Annotated in this window: 20 protein-coding genes and 1 tRNA gene; 14 read left to right on the forward strand and 7 right to left on the reverse strand. The window is 64.9% G+C overall.

What is annotated here, in order from left to right:
* Window positions 1-52: 52 nt before the first annotated feature.
* The 3 genes from JQK15_RS12000 to JQK15_RS12010 all read left to right on the forward strand — a co-directional run bounded on the left by JQK15_RS12000 (window position 53) and on the right by JQK15_RS12010 (window position 3391).
* Window positions 53-1186, forward strand: coding sequence for an endo-1,4-beta-xylanase (locus JQK15_RS12000; protein WP_214865711.1), 1134 nt, complete (start codon window positions 53-55; stop codon window positions 1184-1186).
* A 70-nt stretch (window positions 1187-1256) separates the two neighbouring features.
* Window positions 1257-2840, forward strand: a complete 1584-nt coding sequence (locus tag JQK15_RS12005; protein ID WP_214865712.1) for a Na+/H+ antiporter — start codon at window positions 1257-1259, stop codon at window positions 2838-2840.
* A 5-nt stretch (window positions 2841-2845) separates the two neighbouring features.
* Entirely contained in the window at window positions 2846-3391 is a 546-nt protein-coding gene (locus tag JQK15_RS12010) for a nucleotidyltransferase family protein (RefSeq protein WP_214865713.1), read from the forward strand.
* Here JQK15_RS12010 and JQK15_RS12015 read toward each other — a convergent pair whose 3' ends face one another.
* From JQK15_RS12015 to yajC, 4 genes are all read right to left on the reverse strand, one after another.
* Window positions 3392-3703: an MTH938/NDUFAF3 family protein gene (locus JQK15_RS12015; protein ID WP_502956815.1), complete on the reverse strand. Its 312-nt coding sequence runs from the start codon at window positions 3701-3703 to the stop codon at window positions 3392-3394.
* A gap of 86 nt (window positions 3704-3789) precedes the next feature.
* Window positions 3790-4773 (reverse strand): protein translocase subunit SecF, encoded by a 984-nt coding sequence (gene secF / locus JQK15_RS12020; protein ID WP_017499640.1) that lies wholly within the window; start codon window positions 4771-4773, stop codon window positions 3790-3792.
* 21 nt (window positions 4774-4794) lie between these two features.
* Window positions 4795-6396, reverse strand: coding sequence for a protein translocase subunit SecD (gene secD, locus JQK15_RS12025; protein WP_214865714.1), 1602 nt, complete (start codon window positions 6394-6396; stop codon window positions 4795-4797).
* A 7-nt stretch (window positions 6397-6403) separates the two neighbouring features.
* On the reverse strand, window positions 6404-6739 hold the full coding sequence (yajC, locus tag JQK15_RS12030; protein WP_017499642.1) for a preprotein translocase subunit YajC: 336 nt from the start codon (window positions 6737-6739) through the stop codon (window positions 6404-6406).
* Between the two features lie 244 nt (window positions 6740-6983).
* Between yajC and JQK15_RS12035 the strand changes: the two genes are divergently transcribed.
* From JQK15_RS12035 to JQK15_RS12045, 3 genes are all read left to right on the forward strand, one after another.
* Window positions 6984-7060: transfer RNA gene (locus JQK15_RS12035), tRNA-Pro, on the forward strand.
* Between the two features lie 115 nt (window positions 7061-7175).
* On the forward strand, window positions 7176-7712 hold the full coding sequence (locus JQK15_RS12040; RefSeq protein ID WP_214865715.1) for a hypothetical protein: 537 nt from the start codon (window positions 7176-7178) through the stop codon (window positions 7710-7712).
* Between the two features lie 208 nt (window positions 7713-7920).
* Entirely contained in the window at window positions 7921-8481 is a 561-nt protein-coding gene (locus tag JQK15_RS12045) for a hypothetical protein (protein ID WP_214865716.1), read from the forward strand.
* A gap of 172 nt (window positions 8482-8653) precedes the next feature.
* Here the strand turns inward: JQK15_RS12045 and JQK15_RS12050 are convergent, their stop codons facing one another.
* Complete coding sequence (locus JQK15_RS12050; protein WP_214865718.1) at window positions 8654-9103, reverse strand: DUF1003 domain-containing protein; 450 nt, start codon at window positions 9101-9103, stop codon at window positions 8654-8656.
* Between the two features lie 838 nt (window positions 9104-9941).
* On the opposite strand from JQK15_RS12050, the gene JQK15_RS12055 reads away from it, so the two are divergent.
* Together JQK15_RS12055 and JQK15_RS12060 are read left to right on the forward strand one after the other, a co-directional pair.
* Complete coding sequence (locus JQK15_RS12055; protein ID WP_214865720.1) at window positions 9942-10481, forward strand: glycoside hydrolase family 108 protein; 540 nt, start codon at window positions 9942-9944, stop codon at window positions 10479-10481.
* Between the two features lie 14 nt (window positions 10482-10495).
* Window positions 10496-10777 (forward strand): 3TM-type holin, encoded by a 282-nt coding sequence (locus JQK15_RS12060; RefSeq protein WP_136185652.1) that lies wholly within the window; start codon window positions 10496-10498, stop codon window positions 10775-10777.
* 36 nt (window positions 10778-10813) lie between these two features.
* Here the strand turns inward: JQK15_RS12060 and JQK15_RS12065 are convergent, their stop codons facing one another.
* Entirely contained in the window at window positions 10814-11263 is a 450-nt protein-coding gene (locus JQK15_RS12065) for a hypothetical protein (protein ID WP_026108855.1), read from the reverse strand.
* Between the two features lie 136 nt (window positions 11264-11399).
* On the opposite strand from JQK15_RS12065, the gene JQK15_RS12070 reads away from it, so the two are divergent.
* Complete coding sequence (locus JQK15_RS12070; protein WP_214865722.1) at window positions 11400-12074, forward strand: spermine/spermidine synthase domain-containing protein; 675 nt, start codon at window positions 11400-11402, stop codon at window positions 12072-12074.
* Window positions 12075-12629: 555 nt separating this feature from the next.
* On the opposite strand, the gene JQK15_RS12075 is transcribed toward JQK15_RS12070, so the two are convergent.
* Window positions 12630-13193, reverse strand: coding sequence for a hypothetical protein (locus tag JQK15_RS12075; RefSeq protein ID WP_026108856.1), 564 nt, complete (start codon window positions 13191-13193; stop codon window positions 12630-12632).
* A gap of 346 nt (window positions 13194-13539) precedes the next feature.
* Between JQK15_RS12075 and rpsM the strand changes: the two genes are divergently transcribed.
* The 5 genes from rpsM to JQK15_RS12100 all read left to right on the forward strand — a co-directional run bounded on the left by rpsM (window position 13540) and on the right by JQK15_RS12100 (window position 18537).
* Complete coding sequence (gene rpsM, locus JQK15_RS12080) at window positions 13540-13908, forward strand: 30S ribosomal protein S13 (protein ID WP_004208751.1); 369 nt, start codon at window positions 13540-13542, stop codon at window positions 13906-13908.
* Between the two features lie 77 nt (window positions 13909-13985).
* Window positions 13986-14375 carry a 30S ribosomal protein S11 gene (rpsK, locus tag JQK15_RS12085; protein WP_004208752.1) on the forward strand — a complete coding sequence of 130 codons (390 nt, stop codon included), beginning with the start codon at window positions 13986-13988 and terminating at the stop codon, window positions 14373-14375.
* A 125-nt stretch (window positions 14376-14500) separates the two neighbouring features.
* Window positions 14501-15562 (forward strand): DNA-directed RNA polymerase subunit alpha, encoded by a 1062-nt coding sequence (locus JQK15_RS12090; protein ID WP_004208753.1) that lies wholly within the window; start codon window positions 14501-14503, stop codon window positions 15560-15562.
* A gap of 237 nt (window positions 15563-15799) precedes the next feature.
* The gene (rplQ, locus tag JQK15_RS12095; RefSeq protein WP_004208754.1) at window positions 15800-16225 is read left to right on the forward strand and encodes a 50S ribosomal protein L17; all 426 of its coding nucleotides are present in this window, start codon (window positions 15800-15802) and stop codon (window positions 16223-16225) included.
* Between the two features lie 101 nt (window positions 16226-16326).
* Window positions 16327-18537, forward strand: coding sequence for a prolyl oligopeptidase family serine peptidase (locus JQK15_RS12100; protein WP_214865723.1), 2211 nt, complete (start codon window positions 16327-16329; stop codon window positions 18535-18537).
* Window positions 18538-18585: the final 48 nt, after the last annotated feature.

Raw genomic sequence — 18585 nt, forward strand, 5'->3', positions numbered from 1 at the left:
CTCGGGCCAATTACCGATTGCCTCTGCGCCTCTCCGCTCGGACAAATGCAGCATGAAAGACCATGGCCCGCCCCTGTCCCGCCGGCACATGCTGTCGCTGACGGCGGGCGCCATCCCGGCCCTGTCCTGCGCGCCCGGCCTGGCCGTCGCGCCGCCTTCCGGACTCGACGCCATCGCCCGCAGCCGGGGCCTGCGCTTTGGCACCGCCGTATCGCCCACCCATCTGGACGATCCGGCCTTTGCCCAGTTGATCGTCCGGGAATGTTCGGTGCTGACCGCCGAGAATAATTTCAAATGGAAATATCTCGAAGCCAAGGAGGGTCAGCGCAACCCGGCGAAGGCGCTACGCGTCCTGCGCTTCGCCAGCCGCCATCGCATGTCGCCGCGGGGCCATACGTTCGTCTGGAACCAGGATGATCGGGTGCCCGGCTGGCTGATCGCCAATGAGGCAGCGCTGGCGCAGAAGGGAGGCGCGCCGCTCATCGCCCTGATGAACGATCATGCCCGCTATCTTGCGACCACCTTCCCCCAGATCGAATCATGGGACTGCGTGAACGAGGCGTTCGTCGTCCAGAGCGGACAATTGAAGAACTCGATCTACACCCGCATCCTTGGCCTGGGCTTCTTCGACCTCGCCTTTCAGTTGATGGCGCAATATGCCCCCCATGCGCAGCGCGTCTATAATGGCAATATGAGCTGGGAGCAGAATCCCGATCATCGCGACGCCGTGCTGCGCGTGCTGGAACAGGCGCTCAAGCGCGGCGTGCCGGTCGATGCCATCGGCATCCAGAGCCATCTGGGCAACACGCTCGGCCGCGGCCGCGACGAACGGGCCTGGAATCGCTTCCTTGCCGAACTGGACGCCATGGGCATGACGGTGCTGATCACCGAACTGGATTGCGCCGACCGCCATCTGAGCGACCAGGAGCCGGCCAGACGCGATGCCGAAATCGCCGCCTTTGTGAAGGGCTATCTCGACATCACGCTCAGCCATCGCAATGTTTCCCAGATCATCTGCTGGGGCCTCAGCGATCGCTATTCCAATCTCAATCGCGACAGCTATCCGACCAAGAGCCGCCGCCCGGATGGCCTGCCCATGCGCGGCAACCCCTTTGACGATGCGCTGCGGCCCAAACCCTTTTATGATGCCATCGCCACCGCCCTCGCCGCCTGTCCGGTGCGATGATCGGGCGGACCGCTGGACAGGATCGGCGCCCCTATTAGGGTAGGGCGATCGACAGACAGGGGCCAGGCCGATGCATCCGGTGGAATTGTTCGAACTGCTGGTGGCCATGCTGCTGGCGATCATCGCGCTTCATTATGCCGCGCATCGGCTGGGCCTGCCGCCGGCGGTCGCCTTGCTGACCGGCGGCACCTTGCTCGCCTTCGTGCCCGGCCTGCCGGTCATCTCGCTTGACCCCGAACTGGTCCTGGTCATCTTCCTGCCGCCGCTGTTGATGGACGGCGCCTGGTTCATTGCGCTGGGCCATCTGCGCCGCCACCTGATCGGCATCATGTCACTGGCGATCGGCGCGGTGATCTTCACCACGCTCGTGGTCGCCGCGGTCGCCCATGCCCTGATGCCGTCCCTGCCCTGGGCCGCCTGCGCCGCGCTGGGCGCGATCGTCTCGCCGCCCGACGCCATTGCCGCCCGCGCCGTGCTGCAACGCGTCCATCTCCCCCGCCGCCTGTCGGTCCTGCTGGAGGGCGAAAGCCTGTTCAACGACGCCAGCGGCCTAGTCCTCTTCCGCTTCGCCATCGCCGCCGTCGCCACCGGCAGCTTCAGCGCGGTCGCGGGCCTCGAAAGCTTCATCCTGCTCGCCGTCGGCGGCCTGATCGTCGGCGGCGCGATCGGCGCCATCTGGGTGCTGCTGGTCCGGCGGCTGGGCGACGATTATCTGATGATCGCCTCCTCCATGCTGGTTCCCTGGTCGGCCTATCTGCTGGGCGAAGCCTTCCATGTCTCCGGCGTCATGGCCACGGTGGCCGCCGGCCTCATCTGCGGCTGGTATCAGCATATCGTCTGGTCCGCCTCGGTGCGGATGCGCGGCACCGCCTTCTGGGCGGTGATGATCTTCCTCATGGAAGCGACCGTGTTCATGCTGATCGGCTCGTCGCTGCGCGGGGTGGTCGACCGGGTCGGCGGCTTTGCCGTCGTGCTCGACAATATGGCGGTGCCCGTGCTGCTCATCCTGCTCGCCCTCACCGCCGCCCGCTTCGTCTGGGTGTTCGGCTCGGACGCCATCATCCTGCTGCTGCGCGCAATGGGCCTGCGCCGTTACAGCCCGGTCGGCCCGCGCGGCGCCACCGTGCTCGGCTGGGCGGGGATGCGCGGTGTGGTGACACTGGCGGTCGCACTCTCCGTACCGGAGGGCTTTCCGGGGCGCGACTTCCTGCTGGTCGCCGCCTTTGGCGTGATCCTCGGCACCGTCCTGATCCAGGGCACGACGCTCGGCCTGCTGATCCGCTGGGCGGGCCTCTCCGACCCGATTCATGATCGCCCCCGCCTCAGCATGAGCGATGCCGAAGCCGTCATCGCCAGGGTCCAGGCGGTGCGCGTCGAACAGCTCGCCTATGATGCAGCCGGCGAACTCATCCACCCGCAACTGCTCGAACGCTATCAGCGGCGCGCGGTCCTTTCGAAAAACTATGCCGGACAGGAAGAGCAGTTCGCCGACCGGCTTCATGCCCATTTCGATCTGGTGCTGGAAGCGATCGCCGCCGGCCGCGCCGAACTGCTGCGCCTGCACCGCGCCGGCGACATCGACGAACATGTGCTGCAGGAACTGGAGCGTGACCTCGACCTGGAGGAGCTGACCGCCTGGTCGATGAAGTCGTAATCCGCATGGAAGCCCGGTTGCGCGACCTGCTGAACGCCGATCCCTGGCGCATGGCGATCCTGCATCGGCTCCGCGCGCTCGACCTGCCCGATGGCTGGGTCGCCGCCGGCTTCGTGCGCGATGCGGTCTGGGACCATCTCCACGGCCACGCCCCGTCGATACCCGTCGGCGATATCGACATCATCTGGTTCGATCCCAGCCGAACCGACCCCGCGCTCGACCGGCAGATCGAGGGGCAACTGGCCGCGCTGCGCCCGGACGTCGACTGGTCGGTCAAGAATCAGGCGCGGATGCACCTGCGCAATCGGGACGCCCCCTATGCCGATGCCGCCGATGCGATGCGCCACTGGACCGAGACGGCGACCGCCATCGGCGTCCGCCTGACGCCCGACGACCGGCTGGAGGTCAACGCCCCCTTCGGCCTTGATGATCTGTTCGGCTTGCGGCTGGTGCCCGGCCCGGCCTTTCTCGGCGCGAGGCGGGCGATCTTCGATGCGCGGGTCCGCACCAAGCGGTGGCTGACCCGTTATCCCCGACTCCAGCCCGACTGATCAGAGCGGCAGCAGCGCGGCCACGATCCAGCGTTCCTCGGCGCGCAGCACGCCCCAGGCACGGGCGGCGGCGCGGCTGTCCATCGCCTCGACGCCGATGCCGCGCGCTTCCAGTTCCCGCACGAAGGCGCGGGGCGGCTGTTGCAACCCGCTGCCCGTGCCCAGCAGCAGGAATTCGGGCTTCAGTTCCAGATGGTCGAACAAATCGCCCAGCGCCGCAACGCTCATCGCCGACACCGCCGGCGCCTGCATCCAGGCCAGTGCCCGGACGGGGCTGAGCAACAGCCCGTCCGGGAAGACATCGTCCTTCACCCGGAAGCCCCGGCCCTGAAAGCCGGTGACGATCGGACCCTGGCCGCTATCGTCGCGGCGCAGTTCGATTCCGGTTTGACGGTCGCTCAGGGCTGGGCTCCGTCACGCGGGCCCATGCGCTCCGCCTGGGCGGCGATGCCGCCCTTCTTCGCCTTCTTCTCGGACGTCTGCGGGCTCAGGCCCAGCGTGATCAGCAGCGAGGAGGAGACATAGACCGACGAATAGGTGCCGACGATGATGCCCAGCATCATGGCCGCGGTGAAGCCGCGCAGCACATGGCCGCCCAGCAGCAGCAGCGCGCCCAGCGCCAGCAGGATGGTGACCGAGGTCATGACCGTGCGCGGCAGCGTCTCGTTGACCGACAGGTCGATCAGCGACTTCATGTCCATCTTGCGGTATTTGCGCATATTTTCGCGGATGCGGTCGTCGATCACCATCTTGTCGTTGATCGAATAGCCCACGATGGTCAGCACGGCGGCGATGATGTTGAGGTCGAACTCCAGCTGGGTGATCGCGAAGAAGCCCAGCGTCATCAGCACGTCGTGGACGATCGCGACGAAGGTCGACACGCCGAACTGCCATTCGTAGCGGAACCAGGAGAAGATCGCGATGCCGATGATCGCTAGCACGACCGCCAGCACGCCATTCTGGATCAGTTCGCCCGACACCTTGCCCGACACCGTGTCATAGCGCGAGAAGGTGACGCCGGGGAACTGCGCCTCCATCGCCTTGCGGGTCTTTTCGACCACGGCATTGGCGGCGCCGGCGCCGCCCTGTTCGGGCAGCGGCAGGCGGATCTGCACCGTCTTGGGATCGCCGAACTGCTGCAGCGAGCTTTCGCCCACGCGCAGCCCCGCGATCGTGTCGCGGACCTTGTCGGTCTCGACCGCCTGCGGGAACTTCGCCTCGATCATCAGGCCGCCGACAAAGTCGACGCCCAGGTTCAGGCCCTTGTAGAAGGTCGCGCCGACCGCCAGCACGGTCAGCAGCAGCGTCAGGCCAAAGGCCCAGTGGCGCAGCTTGACGAAGCCGATATTGGTGTTGTCGGGGACGAGCTTGAGAAGTTTCATGGGTTGTTCCTCCCGCCCCTCTTAAATGTGGATGTCCGTGGGACGGGTGCGACGCACCCAGCCCGAGACGAGAACGCGCGTGAAGGTCACGGCGGTGAACACGCTGGTCGCGATACCGATCAACAGCACGATGGCGAAACCCTTGACCGGGCCGGAGCCCAGCGCGAGCATGATGCCACCGGCGATCGCGTGGGTCACGTTCGCTTCGAAGATGGTGCGGCTGGCTTCCTTATAGCCAAACTCGATCGCCTGCACGACCCCGCGCCCGCGTCGCCGCTCTTCACGGATACGCTCATAGATCAGCACGTTGGCGTCGACCGCGGTGCCGATCGTCAGCACGAAGCCGGCAATGCCCGGCAAGGTCAGCGTCGCGCCCAATATGCCCATCACGCCCAGGATCACCAGCACGTTGATGGCCACGGCCAGGTTCGCATACATGCCGAACCGGCCATAGCTCACGAACATGAAGGCAGCGACCGCGACGACCGCGACGATCGACGCGACCAGGCCGGCGCGGATCGAATCGGCGCCCAGGCCCGGACCGACGGTGCGTTCCTCGACCACGACGAAGTTGACCGGCAGCTTGCCCGACCGCAGCGCGATCGCCAGCTGGTTGGCACCCTCGACGGTGAAGCTGCCCGAAATCGTCGCCGACCCGCCCAGGATCGGCTCATTGATGTTCGGCGCCGACAGCACCTTGCCATCCAGGATGATGGCGAAGGGGCGGTTGACATTCTGCGACGTCACCTTGGCGAACTTGTTGCCGCCCGATCCGTTGAAGCGGATGGTGACATTGGGTTCGTTGGTCTGCTGGTCATAGGTCTGCTGCGCGTCGGTCAGCTCCTCGCCCGACACCATCACCTGGCGGTGGACGGCGATCATCGGCGGCCCGGCCGGATTGGTCGGATAGGGCAGGACTTCGCTACCCACCGGCGCGCGGCCCTGGGCCACCTCGCTCGGATTGGCACTCATGTCGACCAGCTTGAATTCCAGCTTCGCGGTCTGGCCCAGCAGCGCCTTCAGCGCCTTGGGATCCTGCAGGCCCGGCACCTGCACGACGATGCGGTTGGCGCCCTGCTGCTGGATGGTCGGCTCGCGCGTGCCCATTTCGTCGATGCGCTTGCGGATGACTTCGGTCGCGACCTGCATCGCGCTCTTGACCGCATTGTCGATTCCCGCCGGGGTCGGCGTGATGACGATGGTGGAGCTGTTGACCACCTCGACATTGAAGTCGCGCTGGCCGGTCAGGCCCGCACCCTGGGTCAGCGGGCGAATGCGCTCGACGGCGGCATCCACTTCGCTGGGGTTGCGGACCATGAAGCTGAGCTTCCCGTCACGGCTGGAGATATCGCCGATCGCGATCTTCGTCTCGCCCCGGCGCAGTTCCGTGCGGACCTGCTCCTCCATATTGGCGAGCCGCTGCTTGGCCACATCCTGGGTCGACGCTTCCAGCAGCAGATGGCTGCCGCCGGCAAGGTCGAGGCCCAGATTGACCCGCGTCTGCATGAAGGGGGGCAGCTTCGCCACCGTCGAATCGGGCAGGAAGCTCGGGACGGCGCAGAAGATGCCGATGATCAGCGGCAACAGGATGCCGGCGATGGCCCAGCGCGAGAAGTTCAGCATGGTTGGATCAGTCGTTCGCGGGCTTGGCGGTGGTCGGGTCGATCACGTCGGCCAGGGTCGACTTGACCGCCTTGACCTTCATGTTCGGCGCCAGCTCGATTTCGACATAGATGTCGTCGACGCGCGCGACCTTGCCGACCAGGCCACCGCCGGTCACGACCTGATCGCCCTTCTTCACGGCGTCGATCTTGCCCTTATGCTCCTTCATCTTCTTCTGCTGCGGACGGATCAGCAGGAAGTAGAAGACGACGAAGATGAGGACCAGCGGTGCCATCTGCACCAGGATACCGGCGCCGGAGGCTTGCCCGCCCGCGGTCTGGGCAAAGGCTGGAGTAATGAACATGGTGGGACTTTCGCCTTGTTTTTCGGTCTCCCCAACCCGCAGGGCGCGGGCATGGGATCAAGCGCGGGCGGCTAACACAGATGGCCGGGGCAAGGCAACATGCTTGGCTTTTCGCGCCCGGAATGGCGGGCTTTGAAAGCATCGGGCAACGGACGGGAAAGCCGGTGATTTGCACGCCCCGCAAAAAGCCTGCATCGAATCCCTTGCAACTTCCAATTCATCCCTCTATTGGGCGCCCTCCGGTCGGGACGTAGCGCAGCCTGGTAGCGCATCACACTGGGGGTGTGGGGGTCGGAGGTTCGAATCCTCTCGTCCCGACCAAGGAAAACCGCCGTTTCTTGCCAAGTGCAAGGAACGGCGTTTTCGTTTCAGCAATCACATAGCAAGCATCGCGATGTGATTCGATCATTCTGTGCGCGATCGGGAGGGAAGCTATATGCCCACTGATTGGACTGCTTTGGCGACGTGGAAGGACGTGGTATCCATCGTCGCAGCATTTGCCTCACCGTTCATCGGTGCGTGGTCAGCAGGACGCACGTTGAAGGCTCGCGATCAGGCTCGACTTCACGGCTACATAGATTGGGAAACTCGCTTCGACGAAGAAGGCGTGATCCAATACCCCTTCCTGGCGCTTCAAAATATCTCCAGCCGCAATGTCCTTGTCACCGCCATCGACCTGCGCAGCGACTTCTTCTTTTTGCACCGAGCCGGCATCGCACTCCGATATGACGATCCGTCGGATTTGCCTTTCCCTGCCGAGATCGAGGCTGGGAAAATGAGAGTTTTCGCGTTGGATGAAGAACGCGCCCAGGAGGTGGCTGAGAAGAGTTGGCGGATCAGCGCCATCCCTACCCTGCTGTTCAAGCGTCCGAGAATCAAAGTCAGGATCGAAACCTTAACTGGAGAACGGCTCGTCCTTCCTGCGGAGCGCGCAATCGAATGGCGCCACAGAACTTGGCGCTTTCGCCCATAGGTTGCGGATGAGCGAGCCCGCCGCAATTGGCGGGATATCTATGTCCCCGATCTTCGCGTGAAGCGAGCCGAGCAGATATTTTGGCTAGCATTTCGAGGCGTGGTCGACATCGACATGGCAGTCGGATGGATCGTTATGGTGCGCTAGCAGATTCAGCCTTCCTTACCCTTCGCCCAGATATAGGGTCGGGATCAACAAGGGAGGCGATATGAATTTCACAACGGTTGACCTAGAACTGGCGACGCTTTTCTATCCCTCGCTTGTCGAGCTTGTGCGACGCAACGAAACACGTTCATATAAGGCTTTCCTGACTGAGGTTCAGGCTCTGCATCCCGAAAATGAGACTTTGGCCCGCGCTGTGCCGTTGAACGTGGGGCGCCGATTGGACGTCATCCGCGTCTTCACCCGTTCAAAGAATTATCCCGATCTGGGTTGCCTGATAGTCAGCGGAGCGACCGGGGCGCCCGGCACCGGATATGACGGAAACGTCACCTTGGAACGTGAACGGGTCGCGAACTTCGACTGGTCTGGCGTTACCGATGAATTTAGCCTTGAAGTACAACGGCAAAAACAGGCGATCGCGAAAAAGCCCAAACGCGACCGCCAGGAAGCCATCAAACTCATGTCCGAATATTACCAGCAGAACCGATCCGCCTATGATGCCCGCATCGTTGAGCGCCGCGAAGACCTCATTGCGCTGCTGATGCAGGGCGAAGAAACGACTGACGCCTTTGAGATGGCGACCGGCGAGTTTCGCAAGGTCGCCTGACGGCGCAGCGGTGCCTTAGTAGCCGAGCGGTGCGATCGCCGCTTGGCTACCAACTCCAGCACCGAACATTCCCAGCCGCTTCGGGCGTGCGCGCGCTTGCCGCAATCACGACCGGCTTGCCGACGCTGGCCTATCCGCTTGATGCGGCGTTGAAGGGCACGATACCGGACACTTAGCCCGCCGCCCCTGCTGCCTCCTCCCTCTCCCCCGCCATCGCCAGCAGCAGATCGATCTTGTCGTGCAGGCTGGCAATCTGCGCCTCCGATCGCAGGTTGGTCTCATAGTCGAGCCGCGCCTCCAGCCGGTCCTTCGCCGCCTGGCGATTCTGGCTCATCATGATGATCGGCGCCTGCAGCGCGGCCAGCATCGACAGCATCAGGTTCAAAAAGATGAAGGGAAAGGGATCGAAGGCATGGCGCGCCAGCACCAGCGTGTTCAGCAGCGCCCAGGCGACCAGGAACAGGCTGAAGCCGATGATGAAGCGCCAGGAACCGCCGATCGCCGCGACGCGGTCGGCCAGTCGCTCGCCATAGGTCTGGCCGTCATCGAACAGGCGGTTGAGATCAGGGGCCTGTGGCCCGCGGCGCAGGGAGCCGACGAGAAAACGGATGGCTGCATTCATGGATCACCTCGTGCGACCGCGCCTTCGGGGCGGGCGGGTGATCCAAACCTGTCAGTTCGCCCCCATGCCCGAACGCGCGGTCTTTCGACTATGGTCGTTGTCGGACATGATTTCCTCGAAAGGATGGGCGGAATATTCCGGTTGGAACAGGGGCGCAGCTAGACCCGGCGCCGCGCCGGATCAATCCGCGCGATCATGAAATTTTGGTCATGTTGGGGTGGGGGGCGGACTGTCAGCCTACCCTCTCCCGTTCACGGGAGAGGGAGGGGCCCGCGCCGAAGGCGCGGGAGGGTGAGGGTCTTCCGAAACAAGCCGCCCTCATCCAACTTCGCCTAACCGGCTTTGCCGGCAAGGCTTCGTATCCTTCTCCCGCCAACGGGAGAAGGAATGAGCGCTCCTGCTCGCTTCGCGCCAGGCAGCTTTCCGCCCGGAAGCGGACCGAGCGCTATCCGAGCAGCGCCATGCTGGCCCCGCCCCGACATCCCCTTTCCTACGCCCCCTCTCCCTGCTCTACACTTGGTGATGCGACCGAATGCGCCCGCGCCAATCGACCGGCGCGTGCCGCGTGCAAGCAAGGCGCGTGGGTGTCGCGTCAGGGGCGCGGGCCGCGCGCGGCGTTGACGCGGCACGATGGCCCAGCCCCTGTTGGACGGGACGCGTTCCAGTGCATGACCGACGCGCAGCAGAGGCGTTGCCGACGCGTTTCAAGCGCGAACGACCCCAGAAGCCCGTTTACACTGTGAACTTCGACAGACGCGCCCATGCCATTGCCCCCTGTCCTACAGATAACCATATGGGATAAATGATTCGCCATCCACGAACCATGGAAGGGCCAATCATGGACATCGACACATTGCTGGACGAGCTGATCGCGCGGGAGGGTGGCTATGTCGACCATCCCGCCGATCGCGGCGGGCCGACCAATATGGGCATCACGCTGGGCGTCGCGCGGGCGAACGGCTTTGCCGGCGACATGCGGCGCCTGCCGGCCGCGACCGCGCGCACCATCTATCGCCAGCTTTACTGGGATCAGCCGGGCTATGCCGCGGTCGCGCAGCAGAGCATGGCGCTCGCCGCCGAACTGTTCGACACCGCCGTCAACATGGGGCCGGGGGTCGCCAGCACCTTTCTCCAGCGGGCGCTCAACGCCCTCAACCGCAACCAGCGCGACTATCCCGACCTGAAGGCCGATGGCGCGATCGGCGCCCGCACGCTCGGCGCGCTGCGCGCCTTCCGCACCCTGCGCGGCGCGGCTGGCGACGCCGTGCTGATCAAGGCGATCGAGGCGTTACAGGGCGAACGCTATCTGGCGCTGGCCGAAAGCCGCCCGGCCAACGAAGCCTTTCTCTATGGCTGGCTCGCCAACCGCATCGGTTGAAGGGAGACGCGATCATGATAAGGACCGACGATATTCCTCTCCCCACCGAGCCGACCGACCTGTGGACCCAGCGGTCGCGGCCGGCCTTTCTCTACGTCATCTATGCGCTGCTGCTGTGGTCGATCCCGATGGGGCTGATCTCTGGCTGGCAGCCGGAGGTGGCGGGTGCGATCATCGCGGGCATGCGCGCCTATCTCGACGCCCTGCCCGAGCCACTCTACGCGCTCTTCGGCACCGCCTATCTCGGCTATACCGCCGCCCATGCCTGGGGCAAGGCGAGGGGCACGGAGCGCTGACAGGAACGGGCGGGGCGCCAGCGCGCCCTGCCCCACTCAATTATTGACGTAGAAGTCGCGCAGTGCCCGCGCATCATGCAGGGCATTGTGCGGCACCCGGCTGTTCGCCGCCGCGCTGAAGCCCGCCGCATTGATCAGTTCCAGCCGCAGCCCATAGTCGACCGCCGCCATCTGCCCCGGCCCGGTGGTCAGCAGCGCGCAGAAATGGGCCAGATCCTCGGGCCAGTCGGCGATGATCACCGGATCGGAATCGCCATCCAGATAGGCGGCGATATGGTCGGCCGCCTCGATCCGGCTGAGTTCATGGTCCAGCCCCGGCGGCACATGGCGCAGATAGGGGATGACATGGCGCTCGACCCAGGGTTCGATCACATCGGGCAGCGGCAGCGACGCATAGAAATCATCGTCGCCATGTTCGGGCACCAGCGCCACGCTGATCAGCGCGCCGCCAAAGCCGTTGAATTCGGTATCGAGAAAATAACGCATGATGGGGGTGCCGATAGACCCCTGCGCCGCCGCTGGCCAGCCCATAGGCGGCGAACCGTCCATCGGGCCGCCATTGCGCAGCGGCGCGCGACCTGTCATGCGGCCGCTTTCCCCGCCCTGTTTGAGGACCATTGCCATGACACCGCGCGAATTGCTGGGCACCGCCGCCGTTCCGGGCGGACAGGAACTGCGCCTCTATCGCCGCGGCGGCGACTTCATGATCGTGCTCGACCGCAACGAGCTGATGAGCAGCCGGATGAGCGGGTCGGAAAAGGCGCTGGCGCTGATGACGCTGGAGCGGCTGGGCAAGCGCGCCGGCCTCCATATGCTGATCGGCGGCTATGGCATGGGCTTCACGCTGCGCGCCGCGCTCGCGGAAATGGACGCCAAGGCACAGATCACGCTCGCCGAACTGGTGCCGGAAATCATCGAATGGGCGCGCGGCCCGATGGTCGACCTGGCCGCCGGCTGCCTGGACGACCCGCGCGTGCGGCTGGTGATGGACGATGTCGCCCATGTGATCGCCGCCGGCCATGGCAGCTATGACGCGATCCTGCTCGACGTCGACAATGGCCCGGACGGCCTGACCGCCGACGCCAATGACCGGCTCTATACCAATGCGGGCCTCTCCAGCGCGATGCGCGCGCTCAAGCCTGGCGGCATATTGGCGATCTGGTCGGCGGGATCGGACGCCGCCTTCACCCGGCGGTTGCAGAATGCGGGCTTCTCGGTCGAGGAAGTCGCGGTCAAGGCGCGCGACAATGGCAAGGGCCCCCGCCACGTCATCTGGTTCGCAACCCGCCGGCGGTAAGAATCCTGTTTGAGAAAGCCGGTTCCAGCCCGCTCCCCCGCCCAACCGCCCGACAGGATGACACTGGATCGGGCGGTTGGGCGGGGGAGCGGGCCGGCACCGTACCGAGACATCGCCCTTTCGCGATGTCTCAAAAAAAGGCGCCACACCCCAGACATGAGAGGGGCCGCCGGGACGCAATGCCCGACGGCCCATCATGTGCATGGTCAGCGGCCGGAAACCGCCCAGAAGGAAGACTAGTTCGCGCTAAAGCCCCTGGCGGAGACGGCCTGTATGTCGGCGCTCTTGGTCTCTACACCATGAAGGGTTTGTACCGACGCTCCGGCGTCGTCAGCGGCGCGTTTCCCGAATGGACTTGACCGACCCCATTGCTGAACCATGAGACATCGGATCACCTCCTTTCGCTAATTAAGCCCGCGTGACCGGCTTTGAGCTACCCCTCGATCGGCCACGAGACGGACTGTGAATCAGACGGATTGCAGGATCAAGACTTGTAATATTCTTTTTTGGAATCATACTCGACCGTCGGCCCGAAAAGCCTGGGCCGGCCGATTTTCAGCCCCGACATTCCTCGATCACGCGCGATATTTCGGCCCAGGCCGGCACGATCAGCGTCTCCTGCCCCTGCACCTCGACCGCGAAACGGCCCCGGCTATAGGCGAGCTGGTCCAGCACCGCGTCGCTCGCGCCGCGCACGGCAGTCAGTTGCGGCACCTGCGTCCCCGCCATCACCGCCGGCCAGCTGCTCGCGCCATAGCTTGTCCGCACCGTGATCGCCCCCTGCCCGCCGCCGGCCCGGCTCAGGCTGATCCGCCGCGTCGCCCGGTCGCAGCGCAACGTCAGGCGCGGGGCAGAAGCCGACTCGCCAAACAGCGCGACCGGCCCGGCCGGATCGGCGCGATAGGTCCAGTTGCCCGGCGTCGCGGGGCGATATTGCCACTCGACTGCCGCAGGCGGTGCGGGCTGCGCCGGCGGCAAAGGCGCCGGCCGGGATGCGGGCGCCGGACGCGACGCCGCAGCCGAAGGCGGCGCGGAGGGCGGCGCGACGCAGCCGGCCACCAACAGGGTCAGCGGCGCTGCAAGGGCCGGGGCGGACACAAGAAATCGGGTCAGACGCATCGCGCTTCCATGCCCGAGCCGGCCGGAGCGCTCAACCCGAAAAGGGGCAAGGCGACGGCAGAGGCGGATGGCCGACCACGACCGCCGCCAGCCGCATGGATGGACCACCCTCCGTTCATCGCACGGAGAGCCTCAAACAAGCGCCGGATATTGACAGTTTTGGGGCGAATCGATAAAGGCCGCCGTTCCCTACACGCGTAACAGCGGCAGTGCTTCCTGCACTGGCCGTCTTTTTTGCGTCTCGGGAAGCAACATCATGGCCTGTTTTTCCTTGCCAGGAAAGAGGCCCGAACGCTTTGAGATGGGGCGGCGCCAACTGCCCCGTGGAGCAGGAGATTTAAGTACCATGGCACGTATTGCGGGTGTTAACATCCCGACCAACAAGCGCGTAATCATCGCGCTCACCTACATCCACGGCATCGGTCGCAAGACCGCCGTCGACCTCGCCGACAAGCTGGGCATCGACCATGCGCGCCGCGTTCAGGACCTGTCGGACGCCGAAGTCCTGCAGATCCGCGAAGCCATCGACGCCGACCTGACCGTCGAAGGCGATCTGCGTCGCGAAACCGCGATGAACATCAAGCGCCTGATGGATCTGGCCTGCTATCGCGGCCTGCGCCATCGCAAGGGCCTGCCGGTCCGCGGTCAGCGCACGCACACTAATGCGCGCACCCGCAAGGGCAAGGCGAAGCCGATCGCCGGCAAGAAGAAGTAATCGTCGAGGGTCATGTCCTCTGGACCGACCCTCCGGTGACTTCTGCTTTTGAACGATTTTTGTAGGATTAGAGCAAAATGGCACGCGAACCCCAGCGCATTAAGCGCCGCGAACGCAAGAACATCTCGGCCGGCGTCGCGCACGTCAACGCCAGCTTCAACAACACCATGGTGACCATCACCGACGCCCAGGGCAACGCGATCTCGTGGTCCTCGGCCGGCATGATGGGCTTCAAGGGCAGCCGCAAGTCGACCCCGTACGCCGCTCAGGTGTGCGCCGAAGACGCCGGCCGCAAGGCCGCCGAGCACGGCGTCCGCACCCTCGAAGTCGAAGTCAAGGGCCCCGGTTCGGGCCGTGAATCGGCTCTGCGCGCACTGCAGGCCGTCGGCTTCCACATCACCTCGATCCGCGACGTCACGCCGATCCCGCACAATGGTGTGCGTCCGTCGAAGCGCCGCCGCGTCTAATTAAGCTTCGCTAGAGGCTTGAAGGCGGGCGGCGGACGCGTCGCCCGCTTACCCGTTTGCATCGGCCGGAACGTCCTGATGGGTCCAGGATCTACCCGTTACGGCCACATCCCCAGGGGAAGTACATGACTGTCAACATGAAGAACTGGCAGGAATTGAAGAAGCCCAACGCCCTCGAGATCAAGCCGACCGGCGACGGCAAGCGCAAGGCGACCTTCGTTGCCGAACCGCTTGAGCGCGGTTTCGGCCTGACGCTCGGCAACGCGCTGCGCCGGGTTCTTCTCTCCTCGCTCCAGGGCGCGGCGGTCACCTCGATCAAGATCGAGAATGTCCTGCACGAATTCTCGTCGCTCGCCGGCGTGCGTGAGGACGTCACCGACATCGTCCTGAACATCAAGCAGGTCGCGCTGAAGATGGAAGGCGAAGGCCCCAAGCGTCTGCAGCTGTCCGCCACCGGCCCGGCCGTGGTGAAGGCAGGCGACATTGCCGTCGTCGGCGACATCGAAGTGATGAACCCCGATCTGGTGATCTGTCACCTCGATCAGGGCGCGACGCTGAACATGGAACTGACGGCTGACATCGGCAAGGGCTATGTCCCCGCCGTCGCCAACCGCCCGGCAGACGCACCGATCGGCCTGATCCCGGTCGACGCGCTCTACTCGCCGGTCCGCCAGGTCGCCTACAAGGTGGACAACACCCGCGTCGGCCAGGAACTGGACTATGACAAGCTGTCGCTGACGCTGGAAACCGACGGTACCGTAACGCCGGAAGATGCGATTGCCTATGCAGCCCGCATCCTGCAGGACCAGCTCCAGCTGTTCGTCCACTTCGAGGACGCGCTGCCCGCCGCTGCCCCGGCTGCCGGCCACGCCGCTGCCGCTGCGTCGGAAGGCGAAAGCGACACCAACCAGATCAACCGCTATCTGCTCAAGAAGGTGGACGAACTGGAACTGTCGGTCCGCTCGGCCAATTGCCTCAAGAACGACAACATCATCTATATCGGCGATCTGGTCCAGAAGACCGAAGCCGAGATGCTGCGCACCCCGAATTTCGGCCGCAAGTCGCTGAACGAAATCAAGGAAGTGCTGTCGTCCATGGGTCTGCGCCTGGGCATGGACATCCCCGGCTGGCCGCCGGAAAATATCGAGGAAATGGCCAAGAAGCTCGAACAGGAGCTGCTGGGCTAATCCTCCCCGAGCTTGCTCGGGGAGGGGGACCGCTCGCGAAGCGAGTGGTGGAGGGGCACGGGCCTCCAGGCGGAATGCCGGTCGAATCTTGCATTTGACGGCACCTGCCCCTCCACCGGCCGATGGCCGGTCCCCCTCCCCGTTCCGGGGAGGAACTGGGGCAATGGGCGGCGCCCCTTAATCGCTGCCTGGTCTGGGGTACCTCATCCGGCCCCTTAACGAACGAAGGAATGAGACATGCGTCATAAAGTTGGTCATCGTAAGCTTCAGCGCAGCACCGGTCATCGTACCGCCCTGCTTCGCAACCTGGCTGCCTCGCTCATCAAGCATGAGCAGATCCTGACCACCACGCCGAAGGCGAAGGAACTGCGTCCCTACGTCGAGAAGCTGATCACCCTCGCCAAGAAGGGTGGCCTGTCCAACCGTCGTCTGGCCGACGCCCGCCTGAAGGACGATGCGCAGCTGACCAAGCTGTTCGAAGTCCTGGCCGAGCGTTACAAGGATCGCAACGGTGGCTACACCCGCGTGATCAAGGCCGGTTTCCGCGCTTCGGACGCCGCGCCGATCGCGATCATCGAGCTGGTCGACCGTGACGTCGATGCCAAGGGCCAGGACTCCGGTCCGGTCAACACCGTCGACGAAGACGAATTCGAAGCCGCCTGATCGCGGTTCCACCGGTAACGGTGGATAGACGATAGTCGAACAGGCCGCGGCTTCATCCGAAGCCGCGGCCTGTTTTCTTTCAAGGATATAGGGTCGAGAGGATGCGCGCGCTTCGCCGCCTGATCTGGCCGCTGCCGGCCCTGCTGGCAGTGATCGCCGTCGCGCCGGCCTCTGCTGTGGCTGCCGCTGCCTCGGGCGATGCCACCCCCGCCGCGATCGACGCGACGCCGCCGGACAACGGCCTCCATTACCCGCTCACCCGCCGCCAGGATCTGGTCGAGGATCATTTCGGCGTGAAGGTGACCGATCCCTATCGCTGGCTGGAAAATGACGTCCGCACCGATCCCGCCGTGCGCGACTGGGTCGGCCGCGAAAATGACCTGACCCGCCGTTATATTGACGACCTGCCCGGTCGCGACGCGCTCAAGACGCGGATGCAGGCGCTCTTCGCCCATGGCCGCTTCACCGTGCCGCGCAAGGCCGGCACCCGCTATTTCTACGGCTATAACAAGGGACTGCAGAACCAGACGCCGCTCTACGTCCGCGAAGGACTGGCCGGTGAACAAAGGCTGCTGCTCGACCCCAATCGCTGGGCCAGGGACGGCGCGAGCGCGCTGGCCGAATGGACGCCCTCGCCCGACGGCCGCTTCCTCGCCTATGGCGTGCAGGATGCCGGCAGCGACTGGCGCACGCTGCGCGTGCTGGACGTCGACAGCGGCAAGATCCTCGACGACAAGGTCGAATGGGTCAAATTCTCGCAGACCGCCTGGGACGGCCGGGGCGAGGGCTTCTTCTACTCCCGCTATGCCGCGCCGGTCGACGGCGAAGCCTATCAGTCGACCAACAGCGACCAGCAGCTTTATTATCATCGCATCGGCACGCCCCAAGCGCAGGACCAGCTCATCTATGCGACGCCCGATCGCCCCGGCCTCAGCCACACCGCCCAGGTGACGAGCGATGGCCGCTGGCTGATCGTCAGCAGCTTTGCCGGCATGGACCCGCGCCGCGAACTGCATGTCGCCGCGCTCGACGGTGGCCCCGTCAAGCTGCGGACGCTGGTCAAGGGCCTCGCCAATGACTGGCGCCTGATCGGCAGCCGGGGATCGACCCTCTATTTCGTCACCGACCGCAAGGCCGCCCATATGCGGCTGGTGACGCTCGATGCCCTGCGGCCGGGGCGCAGCGAAAAGCCGCTGGTGGCCGAGCGCGCCGATACGCTGGCCGGCGGATCGCTGGTCGGCAACCGCTTCATCCTCGCTTACATGACCCAATCGGAAACCGTCGCCGAACTGGTCGAACTGGACGGGCGCAAGGTCGGCGACGTGCCGCTGCCGGGCATGGGTACCGCCGCCGGTTTCGGCGGGCGCGATGGCGACCCGGAAACCTTCTTCTCCTTCTCCGGCTTCGTGACCCCGGCCAGCATCTATCGCTTCGACACGGCGAGCCAACAGACCCAGCTCTTCGCCCAGCCCGACCTACCCTTCAATCCCGCCGATTATGGCGTCGAACAGGTCAGCTATCCCTCGAAGGATGGCACGCTGATCCCGATGACGATCCTGCGCAAGAAAGTGCTGGCCGACCATGCACAGGCGGTGCCGACCATCCTTTATGGCTATGGCGGCTTCAACATCGCGCTGACGCCCGGCTATTCGGCGACCCGCATGGCCTGGCTGGAACAGGGCGGCGCCTATGCCATCGCCAATCTGCGCGGCGGCGGCGAGTTCGGCAAGGCCTGGCACGACGCCGGGCGTGGCGCCAACAAGCAGAATGTGTTCGACGATTTCATCGCCGCCGCCGAATATCTCAAGGCCCAGGGCTATACCCCCAAGAATGGCCTGGCGATCGAGGGGCGCTCCAATGGCGGCCTGCTGGTCGGCGCGGTGGTCAACCAGCGGCCCGACCTGTTCGCCGCCGCCCTGCCCGCGGTCGGCGTCATGGACATGCTGCGCTTCGATCGCTTCACCGCCGGCCGCTATTGGGTCGACGATTATGGATCGCCCGACAATGAACGCGACTTCCCCCTGCTCTATGGCTATTCGCCCTATCACAACATCTTGAGTGGCAAGGAGTATCCGGCGATCCTGGTGACCACGGCGGATACCGACGACCGGGTCGTGCCGGCGCACAGCTTCAAATATGCCGCCGCGCTGCAGGCCGCGTCGATCGGCGACAAGCCGCATCTGTTGCGGGTGGAGAATCGTGCCGGCCATGGCGCAGGCAAGCCGATCGACAAGCTGATCGAGGAATATGCCGACAGCTATGCCTTCGCCGCCCATTTCACCGGGCTCGACATCCAGCGCAAGCCGGACTGAGCCCATTCAGCCTCTGGACAGCCCGACGCGGCTATGGCTCATTCCATC

The organism is Sphingobium sp. BHU LFT2, from assembly GCF_018604485.1.
Taxonomy (GTDB): Bacteria; Pseudomonadota; Alphaproteobacteria; order Sphingomonadales; family Sphingomonadaceae; genus Sphingobium; species Sphingobium yanoikuyae_A.